General features: G+C 35.2%; 18 protein-coding genes and 1 pseudogene. 7 read left to right on the top strand and 12 right to left on the bottom strand.

Features of this window, described 5'->3' with window-relative positions; all coding sequences use genetic code 11:
* Positions 1 to 62 precede the first annotated feature (62 nt).
* Together ABH968_RS02000 and ABH968_RS01995 are read left to right on the top strand one after the other, a co-directional pair.
* The gene (locus tag ABH968_RS02000; protein ID WP_370042068.1) at positions 63 to 1,712 is read left to right on the top strand and encodes a pyridoxal phosphate-dependent decarboxylase family protein; all 1,650 of its coding nucleotides are present in this window, start codon (positions 63 to 65) and stop codon (positions 1,710 to 1,712) included.
* Positions 1,690 to 3,387, top strand: coding sequence for a methyl-accepting chemotaxis protein (locus ABH968_RS01995; RefSeq protein WP_370042066.1), 1,698 nt, complete (start codon positions 1,690 to 1,692; stop codon positions 3,385 to 3,387). The genes ABH968_RS02000 and ABH968_RS01995 overlap by 23 nt, the downstream gene beginning before the upstream one ends.
* A gap of 389 nt (positions 3,388 to 3,776) precedes the next feature.
* Here the strand turns inward: ABH968_RS01995 and ABH968_RS01990 are convergent, their stop codons facing one another.
* From ABH968_RS01990 to ABH968_RS01960, 7 genes are all read right to left on the bottom strand, one after another.
* Positions 3,777 to 4,712 carry an SDR family NAD(P)-dependent oxidoreductase gene (locus ABH968_RS01990; RefSeq protein ID WP_370042064.1) on the bottom strand — a complete coding sequence of 312 codons (936 nt, stop codon included), beginning with the start codon at positions 4,710 to 4,712 and terminating at the stop codon, positions 3,777 to 3,779.
* 74 nt (positions 4,713 to 4,786) lie between these two features.
* Positions 4,787 to 5,365, bottom strand: coding sequence for a TetR/AcrR family transcriptional regulator (locus tag ABH968_RS01985; RefSeq protein WP_370042062.1), 579 nt, complete (start codon positions 5,363 to 5,365; stop codon positions 4,787 to 4,789).
* A 155-nt stretch (positions 5,366 to 5,520) separates the two neighbouring features.
* Positions 5,521 to 5,946: a GatB/YqeY domain-containing protein gene (locus ABH968_RS01980; RefSeq protein WP_370042060.1), complete on the bottom strand. Its 426-nt coding sequence runs from the start codon at positions 5,944 to 5,946 to the stop codon at positions 5,521 to 5,523.
* A gap of 218 nt (positions 5,947 to 6,164) precedes the next feature.
* Positions 6,165 to 6,467 carry a hypothetical protein gene (locus ABH968_RS01975; protein WP_370042058.1) on the bottom strand — a complete coding sequence of 101 codons (303 nt, stop codon included), beginning with the start codon at positions 6,465 to 6,467 and terminating at the stop codon, positions 6,165 to 6,167.
* Between the two features lie 295 nt (positions 6,468 to 6,762).
* On the bottom strand, positions 6,763 to 7,521 hold the full coding sequence (locus ABH968_RS01970) for a formate/nitrite transporter family protein (RefSeq protein WP_370042056.1): 759 nt from the start codon (positions 7,519 to 7,521) through the stop codon (positions 6,763 to 6,765).
* A gap of 720 nt (positions 7,522 to 8,241) precedes the next feature.
* On the bottom strand, positions 8,242 to 8,646 hold the full coding sequence (locus ABH968_RS01965) for a hypothetical protein (RefSeq protein ID WP_370042054.1): 405 nt from the start codon (positions 8,644 to 8,646) through the stop codon (positions 8,242 to 8,244).
* 434 nt (positions 8,647 to 9,080) lie between these two features.
* On the bottom strand, positions 9,081 to 10,526 hold the full coding sequence (locus tag ABH968_RS01960; RefSeq protein ID WP_370042052.1) for a DEAD/DEAH box helicase: 1,446 nt from the start codon (positions 10,524 to 10,526) through the stop codon (positions 9,081 to 9,083).
* A 441-nt stretch (positions 10,527 to 10,967) separates the two neighbouring features.
* Here ABH968_RS01960 and ABH968_RS01955 point away from each other — a divergent pair, with 441 nt between their 5' ends.
* Positions 10,968 to 11,963, top strand: a complete 996-nt coding sequence (locus ABH968_RS01955) for a PLP-dependent cysteine synthase family protein (protein ID WP_370042050.1) — start codon at positions 10,968 to 10,970, stop codon at positions 11,961 to 11,963.
* 265 nt (positions 11,964 to 12,228) lie between these two features.
* On the opposite strand, the gene ABH968_RS01950 is transcribed toward ABH968_RS01955, so the two are convergent.
* The 3 genes and pseudogenes from ABH968_RS01950 to ABH968_RS01940 all read right to left on the bottom strand — a co-directional run bounded on the left by ABH968_RS01950 (position 12,229) and on the right by ABH968_RS01940 (position 14,324).
* Positions 12,229 to 13,236 carry a zinc-dependent alcohol dehydrogenase family protein gene (locus ABH968_RS01950; protein ID WP_370042049.1) on the bottom strand — a complete coding sequence of 336 codons (1,008 nt, stop codon included), beginning with the start codon at positions 13,234 to 13,236 and terminating at the stop codon, positions 12,229 to 12,231.
* A 184-nt stretch (positions 13,237 to 13,420) separates the two neighbouring features.
* Entirely contained in the window at positions 13,421 to 13,834 is a 414-nt protein-coding gene (locus ABH968_RS01945) for a GNAT family N-acetyltransferase (protein ID WP_370042048.1), read from the bottom strand.
* 152 nt (positions 13,835 to 13,986) lie between these two features.
* Positions 13,987 to 14,324: pseudogene (locus ABH968_RS01940) on the bottom strand (cupin domain-containing protein).
* 106 nt (positions 14,325 to 14,430) lie between these two features.
* Here ABH968_RS01940 and ABH968_RS01935 point away from each other — a divergent pair.
* Positions 14,431 to 14,592: a hypothetical protein gene (locus tag ABH968_RS01935; protein ID WP_370042046.1), complete on the top strand. Its 162-nt coding sequence runs from the start codon at positions 14,431 to 14,433 to the stop codon at positions 14,590 to 14,592.
* A gap of 9 nt (positions 14,593 to 14,601) precedes the next feature.
* On the opposite strand, the gene ABH968_RS01930 is transcribed toward ABH968_RS01935, so the two are convergent.
* On the bottom strand, positions 14,602 to 15,354 hold the full coding sequence (locus tag ABH968_RS01930) for a GNAT family N-acetyltransferase (RefSeq protein WP_370042044.1): 753 nt from the start codon (positions 15,352 to 15,354) through the stop codon (positions 14,602 to 14,604).
* A 389-nt stretch (positions 15,355 to 15,743) separates the two neighbouring features.
* Here ABH968_RS01930 and ABH968_RS01925 point away from each other — a divergent pair, with 389 nt between their 5' ends.
* A complete protein-coding gene (locus ABH968_RS01925) occupies positions 15,744 to 16,616 on the top strand; it encodes a cation diffusion facilitator family transporter (RefSeq protein WP_370042043.1) in 873 nt (290 codons plus the stop codon).
* A 111-nt stretch (positions 16,617 to 16,727) separates the two neighbouring features.
* Positions 16,728 to 17,153 (top strand): GNAT family N-acetyltransferase, encoded by a 426-nt coding sequence (locus tag ABH968_RS01920; RefSeq protein WP_370042041.1) that lies wholly within the window; start codon positions 16,728 to 16,730, stop codon positions 17,151 to 17,153.
* 140 nt (positions 17,154 to 17,293) lie between these two features.
* Here ABH968_RS01920 and ABH968_RS01915 read toward each other — a convergent pair whose 3' ends face one another.
* Positions 17,294 to 17,803: a GNAT family N-acetyltransferase gene (locus ABH968_RS01915; protein ID WP_370042039.1), complete on the bottom strand. Its 510-nt coding sequence runs from the start codon at positions 17,801 to 17,803 to the stop codon at positions 17,294 to 17,296.
* A 229-nt stretch (positions 17,804 to 18,032) separates the two neighbouring features.
* Here ABH968_RS01915 and ABH968_RS01910 point away from each other — a divergent pair, with 229 nt between their 5' ends.
* Positions 18,033 to 19,067 carry a YdcF family protein gene (locus ABH968_RS01910; RefSeq protein WP_370042038.1) on the top strand — a complete coding sequence of 345 codons (1,035 nt, stop codon included), beginning with the start codon at positions 18,033 to 18,035 and terminating at the stop codon, positions 19,065 to 19,067.
* Positions 19,068 to 19,211: the final 144 nt, after the last annotated feature.

Genomic DNA, 19,211 nt, shown 5'->3' with positions numbered 1-19,211 from the left:
AAACGACCTATTTTTATGAAATAAAAAAATAGAGGAAAAACGAACTACAAAGGAAGATGAATATGAAAAAAATCCAGCAATTATTCCAAAGTGAAGATGGAAATATCGAACAAAGGGAGAATTTTTTATCCCTATTAGAGAAAATTGTTTCATCATTAGATGAGTTAAAAAATCCAAAAACAACAACTCTTGGACCAATGAAAGAGCGCTCTGACAATTTCTATAAAGAGTTAATGCAAGAAAATCAAGTACCAACTTCAGGTGTCGGACTTGATCAGGTTGTGAATGATTTAACACAATTGATGCAAGGTCATCCTTACCATACACGCAACTTTGTCACAAATGTTTTACCAATGGCTAGCATTCCCGGTATATTAGGTCAATTTACGAATGCTCTTCTTAATGGTAACAATTTATGGGATGTATACGGACCAGCTGCTGCAGAATGTGAGGTAAAGGTAGTAGCAATGATGTCGAAGTTAGTTGGCTACGACTATACACAAAGCTTTGGTTACACAACTTGGGGTGGACAAGGAGCTGTTTTCAGTGGGCTACGTCTTGCGGTCGCTAAACAATTCCCTAACGCAAAGGAAGATGGCGTACCAAATAATTTATATTGCTTCGCTTCAGAAAATGCTCATTACAGCTTATTAAAATCAATTGAAGCAGTCGGCATCGGTAGCAAGCATTTAATTCGTATTAAAGCTGGAAAAGACCATTCAATGGATATCGAAGACTTACGCGTGCGTATGACGGAAGTTATCGAAAATGGTGGTATTCCAGTGTATGTAGTTGCTACAACAGGCGCAACAGATCAATTTGCCATTGATGATGTACAAGCAATCAAAAAAGTTACAACTGACCTTGAACAAAAACATTCCTTAAAACCTATACATATTCACGCTGATTCAGCGTTAGGTGGTTTTTACGCATTTTTCAACGATTATGATTTTAAGGCAAATCCACTTCAGTTAGAGAATGATGTTTTACAAGCACTAGAACAAATTAAAGAACGTATGCAATATCTACCTATTGCAGATAGCCTTTGCTTCGACTTCCAAAAGCTTGGTCAAACACCGTATTTAACAAGCTTATTCTTAATAAAAGAAGGAAAACACCTACAGTTATTAGACATTGAGGACTTCGACACACCTTATGTTGGCAATCGAGGCTATGGTTCTTATCATACAGGCTATACATTAGAGTGCTCTCGTATGGGTAGTTCAATTGCTATTTATGCTGCCTTACAGGCGTTTGGTAAAGAAGGCTATCAACAAATATTAGCAAATTATGTGCGTGTAAATTTAGCGTTCCGTGCGCAGTTAGCTGAGAAGACTCCAATGTTACAAGTAGTCAATGAGTCTAATATTGGACCAGTTACAGCCTTTCGTTTGTATCCTGAAGGCTTTAATTGGAAATCTGAACAGTCAGGTAGCTATACACAAGATCAGATTGAATATATTAATGGCCTTAACGCTTCTTTATTTGAAATTATAGGAGAAGGTCGAGATGAAGTATTTTTCGGTGATACGACACGTGTTTGCACTGTCAGCACTAGCGATACAACACAACAAATTCCAGTCGCAGCTGCAAAATTCTTCTCAATTTCTCCTTATACAGAGACAGAACATATTAGTGATATGGTTCATTTCTTACAACAAAAGGTAAAAGTATTGGAGGCTGCTAAAGTTGAGTATAGTCAAAAAATTTAAGAGCTCTTTACTCTATAAATATATTGCGAGTTTTACTATTCCAATTGCTATTATTTCAGTAATATTTAGTATCGTATTATTTGTTACATCTTATCGGATTATCGATAATAATGTTATTACACAATTTGAGTCATCATTAGAGGTTATATCTCATACAATTTTTGGTGATATAGACAAAAATGACGTCAAAGCTGCAGATGATGGCGATAAGGATAAATATGATGAAATATTAAATGAATTAAATGATACACTTAAAGAGTATAACATTGAAAATGCTTACGTTCTTTCACGTGCAAATGGCAAAGAACATATTGTGGCATTAAGTAATAAAGACGATTATCAAGAGGACTATGTTTTTAGTCAGGACATGAATGAAGCGCTAAATACTGGAACCATTCAATCTAGTGATATTTATAAAGATGAATACGGTATTCATAAATCGATTTTTATACCATTTAAAGATACTGATATTCTTTTTGGTTTAGATATGGACGCTTCCTTCATTTCTAAACTTCAAACAGAGACTCTTTGGATTTGTATTATCATGACCGTGATGTTTTTGATTTTCGGTATTATTGTGGCTTATATCATTAGCAAAGGCATTATAAAACCAATTAAAAATATGACTAGCTATGTTGGTAAGGTGGCACAAGGAGAATTAGCTGTTGAACCACTTCAAATAAAGGGTTCTAATGAAATTGCACAGCTCTCTTCAGGCATTGAAAATATGACAGCAGATTTACGCTCTCTTATTCAGCAAATTGCTGAGAATGCTGAGCAAGTAGCTGCTATGTCTGAAGAGTTATCGGCAGGCTCTGAGCAAACAAGTGCATCTATTCAACAAATTACATCTTCAATGCAAGAAGTAGCTTCAGGATCAGAAAAACAAACTTCCTCTATTGAAGAAGTAGAAAATCATATTACGACAATCTCCACAAAAATGTCAGAAGTTGTATCGAGCGTTAATGATGTCACTGCTAAAGCATCTAGTGCATCTTCTATTTCAGAAAAAGGCAATACAACGATTCAAAGTGCTACAGAAAAGATGGCCATAACATCTAATGCTATTCAAGAGACTTCGGAAGTTGTGAAACGTTTAAGCACATACTCAAATGAGATCGGCGACATTGTAACCTTAATTAATGAGATTACGGATCAAACAAATTTACTCGCTTTAAATGCATCTATTGAAGCAGCACGTGCTGGTGAGCATGGTAAAGGCTTTGCAGTTGTAGCTGAAGAAGTGCGTAAACTTGCAGACCAATCTTTAGCAGCGACGAATAGTATTCGAACACGTATTGAAACAATTAAAGAAGAGTCTGTGCAAGCTGTAAAATCTATGGAAATTAGTAGTAGTAATCTTGCAGAAAGCTCTACTACCTTTAATGAATCAGGTGAAGCTTTTAAAGAAATATATTCGCATGTTACTTCACTAACTCAAGAAATGGATTATGTCAATAATATCATTTCAAATATTAACGATGGGGTTAGCAGCATTGCCATTTCTGTAGAGACAGTTGGTGTAATAGCCGTTCAATCATCTGGAAACATTCAAAATGTGGCTGCTGCTTCTGAAGAACAATCAGCTAGTATTGAGGAAATTACTGCGTCTTCAAATAATTTAGCTGAGATGGCACAGCAACTTCGTAATATCATACAAAAATTTCAGCTATAAGAAAAACTAATAACAAAAATCCGCTATACTTTTTGTAGGTAAGTTTCTACCAACAGAAGTTTATGCGGATTTTTTTATTGACTAATCAATTATGCCTCGGCATAATTGCGTCCGGAATCGGCTTTGTGCTTAGGCCTGCAGATGTTTTTTGCGCGAAAGCGTAGCGGCAGCGGCACCGATGCAGGTCAGTTAGCCGTTATCGCATGGATGCGATGATTTTAGGCTAACATCCTCTAAGAACTCCTTTCCAATTCCCGTGACATCCGCCGGAGGCTTTAGGCCAACGTGATGTTGGTCACTCAGTCGTTGCCACAGGACGTGGCGTTCTTAGACTGAGTTCCTCTATTTCAGCGGATGTCTGCTGAAATAAGTTAAAGATTCTCCAATTTTTATGCTCTCTTGTTCATCCATGTAATTGTTTCTTCTAGCCCTACTCTATATGAAGTACGTGGTAAAGCGCCTATTCCCTTTTCGTATTTTTCCCCACTTAAAATGACCGGTTCTTCTGTTAAATACAACATTTCAACCACTTCTTTCATAGAAGGCGTAAATATTCCGATAAGTCGGATCATCCCTTTAGAAACTGTACGAATGCCTTTTTTGTAGCCTGTAATTTCACGTAAAATTTTTACTAGTTCTTCCCCTGCAATTGGATGTACGGCTGGCACGTTCCAATTCTGATTATATGTGTCGTCTCGTAAAGCAAGCTCAACCATAGCCTTTGCACCATCAACTGTATAAAGGAATTCCCTTCTCACCTGCATATTTCCTACAAAATTAGCTTTTTTACCTTGTGCTACATTTTTTAACGTTTCATAGAATATTGTATTCTCAGCATTCGGTCCGTACAAATCAGGGAAATGTACAATTAGCGAGGGTACATTACTGTTTTTTAATTTATTTTCCATCGTTAAACGAATTTTCCCTTTTTTTGTATGTGGTTCCTTTCTAGCTTGCTCTATTACAGGGTTTGTTGATTGTCTTCCATATGCATAAATATTATCTACAAGTGCAATTTTCGCTCCACGCCTTTCGGCTATGTTAATCACCATATCTAAGCATTGCATATGCAGCTTTTCCCAATCCTGATACGGAAAACTAATAGCATGAAAAATAATATCCACACCTTTTGAAGCTCTCATTATTTCCTGTTCATTAAATACATCACCCGACATAATTTCGACATTTTTGTGATGCTGAAAAAGTGCAACTAACTTTTCTTTATTTCTAGCAAATGCCTTCACCTGTATATTTCGACTTACTAGTTCATTTACTAGAGCATAACCCATACCACCAGATGCCCCAATAACTAATGCTGTTTCCAAACTTAATTCCCCCTTCATTAATTAACCACTGGTCAAATAACTTTTAAAAGAGAGCTCTAGATTTTTTACTAGAGCTATTCTCTATATGTTAAAGCCTTGATAAGAAATTTTGCATGTACATCCACTGCATCTTTCGCTTCCTCATAATTTTTTACATAATGACGATAATGTGCAACAAATCCATGAAGAGCAATGAATGTAGAATATATATCTGAATTTAACAGCTCTGTCTTTGATAAAGACTGTACAGATTGTGCAAATTTTTCATAACTAAAATTCGCTGCCTCTTGTGAAAGCCCGTCAATTTCACTATCCCTCATCATAAACATTAATTCATACTGGCTTTGATTATTTAAACCAAACGCCATATAACCTACAAAAACATTTAGCAGTTTAGTGTTATGATCTTCAGGACCGTTCACTTTTTCATCTAAAGTATTATTTAACTCAGAAAAATAATCACCTAAAATTGCATAAAATATTTCTGCTTTATTTTTAAAATGATAGTAAATAGCCCCATGACTACAACCAAGCTCTTTAGCAATACTACGCATTGATACTTGGTGAAAATCCTTCATGATAAATTGCTTACGAGCTTCATTTATAATCATTTCTTTCGTCAAATCTTTTGTTGACGGCTTACGTGGCGACATATTGCCCTCCTTATTGACCAGTGGTTAACAACTAGTATATAGGCGTTTTCATTTTCTGGCAATAGTGATACTATCATGGAACAAAATAATGTGGGAGCTCAAAAAGCAACCTCCTACTACTTGAGACTTGAGTAGGAGGTTTGTTTCTAACGACATTAAATTAGACCCTTCACAACTTTTGAAATAACAGCGCCTTCAGCCTGACCAGTTAACAAAGGTTTTGCTATTTTCATAGCTTCCCCCATGTTCATCCCTTTTACAACGCCAGCTACCACAAGTTTTTCTGCAATTTCTTCTTCAGTTAATTGCTTCGGTAAAAATGATTTTAATAGTGCTAATTTCGCTTCCTCTTTTTCAATTAAGTCAGCTCGCCCTGCATTTTGAGCACCCTCTAAAGCCTGATTTGTTTGCTTCACTTCACGATTTATAATAGCCATTTCCTCTTCAGACGATAAAGCTGCTCCCTTTTCTTTTTCAGCTAAATCTAGGGCAGATTTCAAAAGCGTTAATACACCTTTGGCTAATACATCCTTTTCTCTCATTGCCTGTTTTAATTGTTCAAATACCTCTGTTTTTAACAATGTTTTCACTCCTTCGTGACATTTATTATAACACAAAAAAATACCGTAACCTTAAGGGATACGGTAAGCCAATTTAGGAATCTCCTACTTCTACTATATGGTGAGATGAATGTTGGTTTAAGCTACTCTTTGTGCTAACACAGAGCCAACCCCTGAAGCATTGTTTATCTGCGCGAAAGCGAAGCGACAGCGGCAATTATGCCAAGATATAATTGCTACTATCTTACTTGTTTAAGCATAGATACTTCAGCTTTTGTCGTTAATAAATCCAGTGATAATATTTCAAATTTTGCATCTACAAGATCAATTTTTCTACTTAAATTTTGTTCAACTTTTTCTAATCTTGTTTCCACTGCTTCAATTTTTTCATCCAATCTTTTTTCGACCGCTTCGATTTTCGCTTCTAATCTCTTTTCGACCGCTTCAACTTGTTGCTGAAGATCTGATTTCATGTCTTGCATTTGCTTCGAAAGCTCTAAAATTGCTTGAAGAATCGTATGTTGGTTTACCTCTGGTTCCATTTTTGACTTCCTCCCCTCTTTTATATTCATTCCATTATCTATTAATTTCACAGCATTAATTACATTGACATAAATAAAAAAGGTAGAGTTACATAAGCAACTCTACCTGTCATTCTATCTATCATTTATTCCAAAGTCAAAATATTAATAGATGAGGTTTGTCAAGTATTCATCCGTTAATTTAATCGCAAGGCTTTAAATCGTTTGTATATGTAAAGAGACCTTACAATCACTTTTTAAATTGCCATTACCTCCAACCAAGGAAATGATACTGATTACAATATCTAGTGAATTATTATTCTCTGCCATTTACCCAATAGACAAAACCAATAACCGCTCCCCCAATAATATTACCTAGTGTAACAGGTAATAAATTTGAAATGGCTCCAGCAAACGATACGAGTTCACCATGAGGTATTAAGAGAGCAAGGGAAAACAATGTCATATTTGCTATACTATGCTCAAATCCAATTGTGACAAAAGGGAAAATACAGCAAAAAATCATCGCTAATTTTGCCGTCTCTGTTTTTAATTTATAGGTACACCATACTCCCAAGCATACTAGCAAATTACATAAAATACCTCGACATAAAAGTTCAACGAAACTAGCATTCATCTTAGCTGTAGCCAGTTTTTCAATGTAAGCTGCTGTGTCTACCACTGCTAGCCCCGAGTAAAAAAATAATGTGGCTGCTAAAAGCGAACCAAAGAAATTTCCTATGTAACTAAACGTCCAAATGCCTAACATCTCTAATGGTGATGATTTTTTTGATAGTGTACTAACCGTTAAAACTAGATTATCACCAGTAAATAAATTTGCTCCAGCCATCATGACCATGCTAAGTGCCACACCGAATGCTAATCCTTGTACGACCTTCATACTCGGTACCCCAGCTGGACTGAATAAGCCGCCAATAGTAACGATGAGCAAAATACCAAATCCGATAAAAAGTCCGCCAAAAATAGCTAACAATAAATAATTAGCAGGCTTTTGCTTCATCATTTTAATTTTTGTTTCAGCTGTTATACAAACTGAAGAAATTGCCTCTTTCATACTTTCATCTCCTAAACAACATCAAGCTAAATTAATAACTTATTTTTAACGCTGATCTCAAGTAATCATCCAATTTTCACTCTAACCAACTTATATACAAGAGTTACATTTTAACAAATATTATTCCAAAATATCATTATTTAGCAAATTTAAAGTAAATTCCTCCAAATATACATATTTTCATGCACTTTAAAGATTACTTTAGGTTTAGTTCATTGGTATTATTTCCGATTCCGTGACATCCGCCGGAGGCTTTAGGCCAACACGATGTTGGTCACTCAGTCATTGCCACAGGACGTGGCGTTCTTAGTCTGAGTTCCTCTATTTCAGCAAGTGTTTGGACACCCACTGAAAAGTGACATAAAACCACATTCATCTCACCACCTATAGAGGTGGGTGACTTCTTCTGAAAGAAGTTAAACAATTCAATGTGAATAGGTCATCCTCTGACGTATAATTGCCTTAGAATAAGCTTTTAAAAGATCGGGTTATCGGGGAACTTTTTTGAAGAAAGTTAGGAAATATGACTGAAAAGATAGGAGGTTGGAGCCGCTACTGCGAGAAAAATTAGAAAGGAAGATTTAAATGAAAACCATAGCTGGAACGATTGCTTTATGTTTTTCTTTTACTTTATTCATTTATTTATTTGGTTTAAAAATGGAACATTCAGTGAAATATGATGCAGGCTTCTTCTTTCTTCCGCTAATCCTACTTGTGCTGTCACTTATCTCCTTTTATTCTGATTACAAAATGAATAACAAAATAGATTGAAAGAAAACCTTTAACTGTTCTAATCAAAAAACAGCGCATATTCTTTGGCTCTATCGATGCCGCTTGATGCCAACATAGAAGTACGACACCGTATTCAATATCATTTAAGGCACCTTCATAGCGATACACTTTCCCACCAATCGTCACGAGATCGGTGTCGTCTTTTTTGATATGCGTTGCGAATTGTTTGGCTTGAATACAGATGCCTTGTGGATACAAAATACGGTTCGTTTTGAGTGCGCCGATGACATGCGTGCCTTTTGAGAGTGCGGCTTCAATGATCGTACGTGATGTATACCAGCTATCGCACAATAAATACGTCGGCTGTTTTAATAGTGGCAGTTGGTTCATCATGTCTAACGAAAGTTGAATTTTACTGTCGGTTGTTTCTTTATCGAATAATCAAAAATCGTAAGAATATGCGTGTTGCCCTGATTTCATCATCAGTTGGTCTCAGCTCTCACGCTTTTCCCGCTGAAGTCACCGCCCTCCGTACCATGTTTTGTTATCAATATATACTGATTCAAGAACAGATTTTGGTGTAGAGCCATTTTCAAGATGATTTTTTTAAAAAACATAAAACTTTACATCAATTAGGTTAAATTGGATTTAAGTACTTATTGTAAAAAGTATATACTTCGAGATTCTGCGTCCAATTAATATTCAACAAAATAAACAGCCAGTCCCCGGTGAAATACCGCGAACTGGCTGTTTTTTTATACTAACTTCAATATAAAGGCAAGCACCTTTTCCACTTGACCCTCAACTCTATCAAAGCTTACCGCTTACTACTTATTGGCTTCATATACTTTCAATAACTTACCTTTGATTGTTGTTTTCTTCATGTTTTTTAAAACAATCGGGCCTTTATCATTTAATATTTCTACATAAGTAAAAGCATCTGTAATGGTAATAATGCCTATATCATCGACTGTTACACCATCAATTTTGGCAATCGTCCCGACGAAATCTACAGCTCTTAGCTTCTTTTTTTTACCACCATTAAAATATAGCTTCATGATTTGCTCGTTCAGCTTTTCACTTTTCGCCTTTTTCAAGGTTGGTTCAATATCCATTTTCGCTTCAAAAGCTGCTTTCTTTTTTAAAGCATCTTCTTCAGTTGGCACTACTTTATTTGGAATTTTAAAACCAATATAGTCTTCAATTTCACTTAAAAAACGATCTTCAAACGGCGTTACAAGCGTAATTGCTTTCCCTTTTAAACCTGCTCGTCCAGTTCTTCCCGTACGATGGACGTAACTTTCTTTTTCTAATGGCAAATCATAGTTAATGACATGTGTGATATTATCAATATCAATCCCTCGAGCCGCTACGTCTGTGGCAACTAAATATCTAAAATCGCCTCTTTTAAAATCATTCATCACTTCAAGTCGTACATCCTGTATCATACCGCCATGAATTTTATCGCAGCTATATCCGAAATTGATTAACTGCTCACATAACGTATCGACTCTATCCTTTGTGCGGCAAAAAATGATACAGCTATCTGGATTTTCAACAATCGTAACTTTGCGCAGCAGGGATAGTTTTAGTTCTTCATCCACTACGTAAAGGGAATGATCAATTTTATCTGTTGTTAATCCCGTAGCTTGAATTTCTACATCAGTAGGTGTTTTCATATATTTAAGAGCTAAGTCTTTTACCTTCTCTGGCAACGTAGCTGAAAATAACATCGTCACACGATTTTGAGGCACTTGTTTAATAATGGCTTCGACTTGTTCTATGAACCCCATATTCAACATTTCGTCCGCCTCATCAATGACAAGATAACGTATTTTGTCTAAGACAAGCGTGCCTCTTTCAATATGATCTAACATGCGTCCCGGCGTACCAACAACAATATGTGTTTTTTGCTTTAGCTCTGTTTTTTGAATGGCAATCGGCTGTTTTCCATAAACCGCTGTTGCTTTAATGCGCTTCAGTCTGCCAATATTCGTAAAATCCTCTTTTACTTGAACAGCAAGCTCCCTTGTCGGAGTTAACACTAAGGCTTGCGGTTTGTTTTCTAGCCAATCAATGGCTTCGCAAATTGGAATCCCGTAAGATGCAGTTTTCCCACTACCTGTTTGTGATTTTACAACAAGATCTGTTTTTGCTAATGCTAACGGAATGACCTTACTCTGAACTTCTGTTGGTTGTTCATATCCTAAGCTATCCAGTGCCATTATTATTTCATTACTTAATTCATAATCTTTAAACCTTTTTTTACTCATCATTAAGCCTCATTTATGTTCAATTATTTTTACTATTTCTGAAAGATAATTACCTAACATAGACTCCCATTATACATACGAAAGTGAATAATAACTACTCTCGGAGTTATTACAACTTACCGAATTATCAATTTACCTTCTATCCATTAGGCTTATTCAGACATTCTCCTGCGAAAATATTTACAATTTGAACAGATGGAATGATCCAGTCCTTGCATTATGAATAGATAGATCATGACATGTATATAGTGCACTTACATGTTACCTATTCATAAAAGAAGGACGTTGTATTAGCAAATTTAATTAATTATTTTTTTCTATTACTATATTCAATCTTTCTATCTGGAATTTTATTGCTTATAAGGATTTATCGTGATACGATTCCATCAATTCCTATAAAACAAGTTTGTTAAGTAGGCAAAAGATAAGGGGTTGATTGAGATGGGTCAAATTGTAACTAATAAGATTAAACAATCTATTACAGAATTAATCGGTCATACACCACTTTTAGCATTAAACCAGTATGTAAAAGAGCATCAACTGGAAGCAGAAATTATCGTAAAACTAGAGTATTTTAATCCTGCTAATAGTGTGAAGGACCGTGTTGCTAAAGCGATGATTGAGGATGCTGAAGCTCGTGGTGTATTGACAAAGGATAAAACGATAATCGAAACAACCAGTGGCAATACTGGTATTGGTCTAGCAGCAATTGCAGCTGCAAAAGGCTATAAGCTTCGAATTTACATGCAGGATGGTGTAAGTGAAGAGCGTACAAAGGCAGTTAAGGCATATGGAACGGAGGTTGTACCTTTTTCAGATGTCCCAGAAATGGTAGCTGCCTTTGAGGAAACAGAGGGTGACTTTGTTGAAACGATTAAAGTATTTCGAGAAACAGTCATTGAACAAGAAGAAAATGTTGTATTTTTAAATCAGCTTGATAATGATGCCAACCCAAATATTCATAAGTTAACCACTGGCCCTGAAATTTGGGAGGATACAGACGGACATATTGATATTTTTGTAGCGGCAATTGGTACAGGTGGTACGATAAGTGGTGCTGGTGCATACTTAAAATCTAAAAATCCAGATATCCAGATCATTGGTGTGGAGCCTGCTGTTAATTCCATTGCAACAGTTGATAATCCTGATATCATTGAAATCACAGGTGTTCACCGCTTCTCCGATGCTGACGAGGCTCGTGTACCGTCGAATGTTCATTTAGAAATAATTGATGAAGTACTCGAGGTAGAAACTGCACAGGCTTATGGGGCTGCACGCGCAGTTGCGAAATCAGATGGTCTATTAGTAGGTACTTCATCAGGCGCTGCTTTATTTGCCGCCACAGCCCTTGCAAAACGCCCAGAGAACAAAGGAAAACGGATTGTCGTTATCCTACCCGATACTGGTCTGCGATATTTATCAACAGATTTATTTTAGAAACAAGCGCACCGAAGAATAGCGCATTAGAATTAGAACCCTAAAAAACGAAGGGTAAAATAAATTGCCCTTCGTTCATATTAATAACTTGATCAATTATGCCTCGACATAATTGCGTCCGGAATCGGCTTTGTGCTTAGGCCTGCAGGTCTTTTTTGCGCGAAAGCGTAGCGGCAGCGGCAGATGTTTTTTGTGCGAAAGCGCAGTGCTAACGTAGCGACAGCAGCGAATCACCTATAGAGGTGGTAGACTTCTGTAGCTGACGCTACAAAAAACATTTGCTGAAAGAAGTTAAAAAGATCTTTCCTTTAGTGGTTTTAGATGATTCAACGGCCGTTATCGCCTTTTTAATGTCTAACAAATCATAATGAGCATCCACTGCCATCATTTTTAAAGTACCACTATTAACTAGATTGATTAAGTGATGAAATGTATTTTGCCATCTTTCTATCGAAACTTGCTTGTTCCAATGACGTAAATGGAACATATTTGCGTTTACATTTGCCTCTTTAACGATACTTTGCCAATTCACTTGCACACCTGATAAAAGACCAATAGCTAAAAAGTTCCCTTCAGATTTCAGACAGAAAGCAAGGTTATTGCCTGCTGTCCCTCCAATAGAATCAATAGCAGCATCAGCCCCCCTACCATTAGTCAGTTCCATTACTGTCTCATAGAGCGGTGCTATTGAGGTATCTATTACATAAGAAGCGCCAAGCTGAATTAAATCGTCAGTATGTCTATTATTTCTCGTAACCGCGATTAACCGAAAACCTAACAATTTTGCTAGCTGAGCAAAGATGTGACCAATTGCGGACCCGCAAGCATTCACTAATAAAACATCATTTGGCTGCAATTGTAATATGTCAGTACAAGTTACCCAAGCTGTCATTGGGTTGATGTACATTTGCGCTGCGGTAAAATCATCTATAGAATCTGGAATGGGTACTGCGAATTCTGCACTTGTTTTTACAATTTCCTGCCAAGTTCCTTCTCCTCGTAAAGGTAATACACGCTTTCCGATAAGATTCTGAGAAACACACGGACCTACATCCTCTACAATACCTACACCTTCATAGCCAGGAATAGTTGGTAAAGAAATTCGATGAGCGTACTTCCCCCAGATTGGTATTAAATCGGAAGGATTAATCGGTCGTGCTAGCATTCGAACAAGAATTTCTTGTTCTTGGGGAGGTTGAATCGTTTTATTTTCAAACTTCAAAACCTCCCGTGGGCTTCCAAATTCATATAATTTAATGCTTTTTGCTTTCAAAAAATGTAACTCCTTTATGATTGATTAATAGCTTTTTTGTAACGGCTCATTAGGTGAGACTTTAAGGGGCTTTTATTCATCCCCAATGATTATTACTCTTCACCAATCGCACTTTAACGAGCAGTTTTTCTCCCACCTAACTTCTTTGCTTTCGCCAATTTAGAGGAGGGAGATTTACTTTCGGTTAATGCGGGATAAACAACATCATTCCTGGAGCATCGGGATCACGTTCTGTAAATCCAAGTTTTTGATAGAAAGGTTGTTTGCCCTTTGCACATGAAAGCTGAATCCAATTTATATTTTCTTTTTGACAGTGCTCCAACAAAGCATTCATTACTATTGTGCCAACCCCTTGTCGTTGATAATCAGGGTGCACCATCACATCACAAATAAAGGTCTGATAAATGCCATCTGAAATAATTCTCCCATAGCCAATTAATGTCATACCATCATAAATAGAAGCGCTATACCAACTATTAGAAATTGCTTGATATAGTTGATCATACGTATATAGCCCTTTAGCATTCCAGCCTGTTGTTTGATGTAAAGCTATATATTCCTCAATCGTTGGATTTGCTGCACTTATTATGTACGTCATAGCTATCCCCCTTATCACTTTCGTATAAATATACAATATTAGTTTTTTTATTCAACCGTCAGTATAAGGAATTTTTATGAATTTATGAACTAATGATATATTTATCATTTCCTGAATCCCCCACTTCAAGCTTTGGCTAAGTGGAGAGTAGTTCAAAGTTGGATACGATCGCCTCTACTATTCGGTTGTGAAATGACCAAAAACTCTACCTCTTCCCCTGAATCATTACGAATCTGGTGCGGTTTAAGGGACGGCACTTCAATTCCTTCATTCTTTTGTAACACAATTCGTTCTCCGTCGATATCGATTGTTGCTGTTCCAGATAGCACAAAGAAAAATTGTTGTGCATATGGTGATAATGATTAACCTCAACTGTTTTAGCAGGCATACACTCATGAATAATACTGAGATCTTTGTTCTTCACTAAATGCCAGCCATCACATTGATCTCCCCATATATAATGTTCTGCATACTGTTTGCTAATTTTCAAAACTGATATCACCTTCCTTTAATTTTGATTGCTATGGATATTTACCTAATATTTCTATAAAATATAAATAAGTATATTAACTATCACGCAGTAAGGAGTGGGATCGTTGAATATCAAAAAACAATTGCTGGGCACTGCTCTCGGCTATATACTGGCATTATTAATTGCATACATCTTTTTCGATTATTTTTCTTGGTCGTTTACTCTAGGTTCTATTATTGGTATTTGTTTATTTGCTCTAATTTTAATGTTCTTGAAAAGGAGATAAATCCCCTTTTCATAATGTATTTAATAATTTTTCGAACTTGTTTGCACTTAGGATTTCATGTGTCATAAAGTCACCATTGTAAAACAGTCCAAAGGTAGTCCATATGATAGGTGCATTCTGTGCTTCATCTTTCGTCATTAGTTGATATGCATGAAAAGGAATGCCCCTTTTCTCTGCCAATTTTTTTAAATCATTTATAACGCCTACTGCAAACGGACATTGGGCAGTGAAGTATATCACAATACCACTGTTATTAGATAAAGGATTTTTCACCTGCAGTTTAAAGGAAGGATCATCGGCACAATCGTTAAATTTATAGACAGCTAGCTGAAAATAAGGTGCTGCTTGATCTACAATTTTAAATCCCAAATGTTCAAAAAAACGCTTATCACTTAGAAATGGGAGCTTTTTCTCCCCTACTATATGTACGATGCCATCCATCCCTTGCGCTAGTGCATCCTCCTTACACTTTTCAAACAGTTGTCTAGCATGATTCTGATTTTTATATTTACCTGAAACCCAAAGGCAATTAATATACAAATAATTCGGTGCATCTATAGGAACCCAAGCTTGTTTTGCAGGTAAATATTCAATAAACACCTTTGCCCGAGCATTTAAACGATAAAAAACTAAACCTTCATCCATACGTTTCATTAGCCATTCTTTCTTTTCTTTTACCGCTTCCTCGTATTGCTTCGCACCGAGTGCACAACATATATGCTGCTGTTCAATATTGTTCCTAGTAATTTGAATATAATCCACTTCACCATCCACCTCTTTACTTACCAAATTAGGTACCGCTATTTTATTATATCGGAGGTAGAAAATGGATAGCAATTCCTTTTCTTTTTCATCAAGTATTACCTAGTTTTCATATCAAAAAATGAACAATTGGAAAACTATACAGGTATCAAATCCTTGATATTCTTTGGGATAAAATTCACCATTTTAGTAGAAATTAAACTTATCGCCTCTACACATAATATAATCATTATTTTTCTCTCGCTTTTTTATTAATGATGATCAAACTCTTTCCTTTAAGCAACTTTTTTTCACACTAGGTATTTAATAGGATTTAGGAAAAAACGTTGCTATAGACCCACTCAAAGTTTACTTGGTATCATAAGTCTATATTTATCAGGAGGTGATTTATGATGAATTCATCGAAGATTGCATTTTTATCAGTTATTAGTAATTCTACTGTTGTCATTTTAAAAATTATCGTTGGATTGTTCACTGGATCAGTAGCAATTTTATCTGAAGCAATCCATTCTTTTCTAGACTTACTCGCTTCTTTAATTGCCTTTTTCTCCGTTCGAATCTCAGGTAAACCAGCTGATAAAGAGCATCCCTACGGACACGGGAAGATTGAAAATATTTCAGGAACAATTGAAACACTTTTAATTTTTGTTGCTGGGATTTGGATTATTTATGAATGTATTCATAAAATTATTACTCCCACACCAATCAAACTTCCAGTTCTAGGAATACTGGTCATGTTATTTGGCGCTTTGATAAATTTTGTTGTATCAAGGATAGTTTATAGAACTGCAAAGAATACCAACTCTGTTGCCATGAAATCAAATGCACTCCACCTACTTACAGATGTCTATACATCATTGGGTGTTGCCTTGAGTTTATTGATTGTCCATTTAACTGGTTGGTATATATTAGACCCGATCATCGGTATTCTATTAGCATGTATTATTATGGTGGAAGCTTTCAAACTAATGAAAGAAGCATTTCCTCCATTGTTGGATGCTCGATTATCAAAGGAAGAGGAAGAACAAATTATCCAAATTATTGAATCATTTAAAGATGAATACATCGAATATCACGATTTTCGAACTAGACGTTCTGGCGCTGAAGAATACATCGATTTCCATTTAGTCGTAGCATCAAATGAAAGCATTGAAACCGTTCATAATTTATGTGATCGTATTGAAGAAAAGATTAATAACCTCTTTCATCAAGCCAATATTCTTATTCACTTAGAACCAGAGAATGAGAAAATAAATGAATGATTTGCAAAATGACCAGGTCTTTATTTTTTAAAGTACCTGGTCATTTGTAATATACTTAAATTTAATAATTAAAAACGAAATTTCCCAATATAAAAGAGGAGGAAAAAATATATGCAATATAAAATCTCACAAGAGCAAAATGAACGTAAAAGGTCTTTTATTAATAATAAGCTTTACGAATACAATTTGAAACATTTCCCAAAAGATTTAAGAGGCAGATATCAAGAAATCAACCTCTTCCTTACAGATGAAAATGATCAAATCCGTGGAGGTATATTGGGGGAAATTTGTTGGAATTGGTTAGAGATACATACACTTATGATCGATGAGGATATTCGTGGATTAGGCCATGGATCTAAATTATTATTAGAAATCGAACAAATTGCTTTAAATAACAAATGTGATTTCATAAAGGTAGATACACTAAGTTTTCAAGCATTAGATTTTTATGAAAATCACGGATACCAAATCTACGGTACATTGGACAATGTCGGAAGAGATTATAAACACTACTATTTAAAAAAGGATCTTTTGTAGGATTACCGAGTTTCCTACTAACTATGTTGAAAGAAAAACAGATAGGAACTTCCATCTAAAAAAGTTGTAATTGTAATCACTTAATCCTCATTATTTTTACAATTACAACTTATTCTTATATACTAAATTTCGATTACCAATTAGATTTCTAATAATTGTACTGCATAAATATGATGAATTTTATTAAAAATAAACGACTCCTTCTCTTTCATAAAACTATTTTTTTCAGCCACACAAATTGACGGTCCATTTTTAGGGTCAATAATACTTATTAATTTTTCTTGTCCTAAATGTAAAAATCCATATTCCACACAACCTTTTGCCGCTTCAGTTGCATATCCTTTAGACCAATATTTTTTATGAATATGGTAGCCCACTTCCACTTCAGTTTTTCCATCAACTATTTGTTTAACGAGACCACAATCACCAATTAATTCATTCGATTCTTTTAAACATACAGCCCATAAACCGTAACCATCTTCTCGATATCTCTGTTTATTTTTTTCGATCCAATTTTTAGTTTGTTCTAAATTAAATGGGGACGGATAATATTTCATTGTTTCAGCATCTGAAAAAATTGAATAAAGGACAGAAATATCATCATCGTTTAATTCTCGTAATTCTAACCTTTCTGTTTCCATAATTATCAATATAGTTCCCTCCTTGAATATGTGAATTGTTTTTCCTTATTTCAATTTTATAATATTTTTTTATCAAACCCACAAAAATTTAGCTCATCACCATAACGTGTATTAACAATATTTTTTAAGGTTTATGTAAGGATTACGTAAAAAGGATGTAATTTCAAAAATCTATGCTAATATATAGGAGTTTAAAGATAAAACGATCAATACTATATAGGCGAGGTGTAGGGTTTTTATGTATTTTGGGATTATTCCGCTTATTCTATTTTTTATTTTTCTGTATTCTTACTTGAAAGATCCCAGAAAGATAGTAAATGGCTTTTTATTTAATATTTTTTTCTGTTCATTTCTTTTATTTTGTACGATTGTTTCTTTAGCATCTGAAAACAATATTATAAAGCTTTTAGTTATTATTCCTTTAATTGCACTTTTCTTTATTATACCTTTTGGAATTGTAGCTTTAATGTTCGCCCTATTTCTTAATGCAAGAATTTTAATGAAAAGAGAAGGAAGACGCTTAGCAAATTCCTTAACTTTAATTGTAGCTATTATTATTTTATTATTTATTGTCATGCCTATTATTAGTCCATCCAGTTTGTTATCTAATATATTTCAACCTATGTTTGGCGGAATATCGCTTATAATGTTTTATTTCTTGATTCATTTATCAAACTTTCTATCTGCATATTTCCTCTATCAGTTTAATAAACCAAAGTATAACCAAGATTTTATCATCGTACTAGGCAGTGGTTTAATTAACGATAAAGTACCACCACTTCTTGCAAGTAGAATTAATAAAGCTATTGATTTTTATCAGAAACAAGCAGCGGTTACCACACCACCAACAATTATTTTCTCTGGAGGACAAGGTCCCGATGAAAATTTGCCCGAAGCGGAAGCGATGCAAAAATACGCTGTTGAAAAAGGAATTCCTATTGAGTATACTGTGCAAGAAAATCGTTCTGTAAATACATATCAAAATCTGTTATTTTCGAAACGAATTATGGATTCTTTAAAACCAGATGGTACGCACAACAGCATCTTTACAACGAATAATTTCCATCTTTTCCGTGCTGGTCTATACGCTAGACAAGCTGGTCTAAATAGCCAAGGTATCGGCTCAAAAACAGCATTTTATTATTGGCCCAATGCAATGGTTCGTGAGTATGTTGCAATTGTTGTAATGGGACGGAAAAGACATATGAAAGTTGTTGGGGTAGTTCTAGGAATATCTCTACTCCTTTCTTTATTGGGCTTATTATTCTTTTAGTTAAATGAAAAAATTAATCAAAAAAGGGTACTGAATTGTAAATATTCTAGTACCCTTTTTTTAATCGTTAACAATAGGCATTTTTCCCCTGTAGCCACAAACAGGACATGTAACAATACGTTCGTACACGTCGCCTGTTTTAAA

The sequence above is a fragment of the Lysinibacillus sp. RC79 genome (assembly GCF_041262405.1).
In the GTDB taxonomy this organism is placed as follows: domain Bacteria; phylum Bacillota; class Bacilli; order Bacillales_A; family Planococcaceae; genus Lysinibacillus.
Note: the sequence above shows the minus strand (reverse complement) of the source record. Positions and strands in the feature narration are given on the sequence as shown.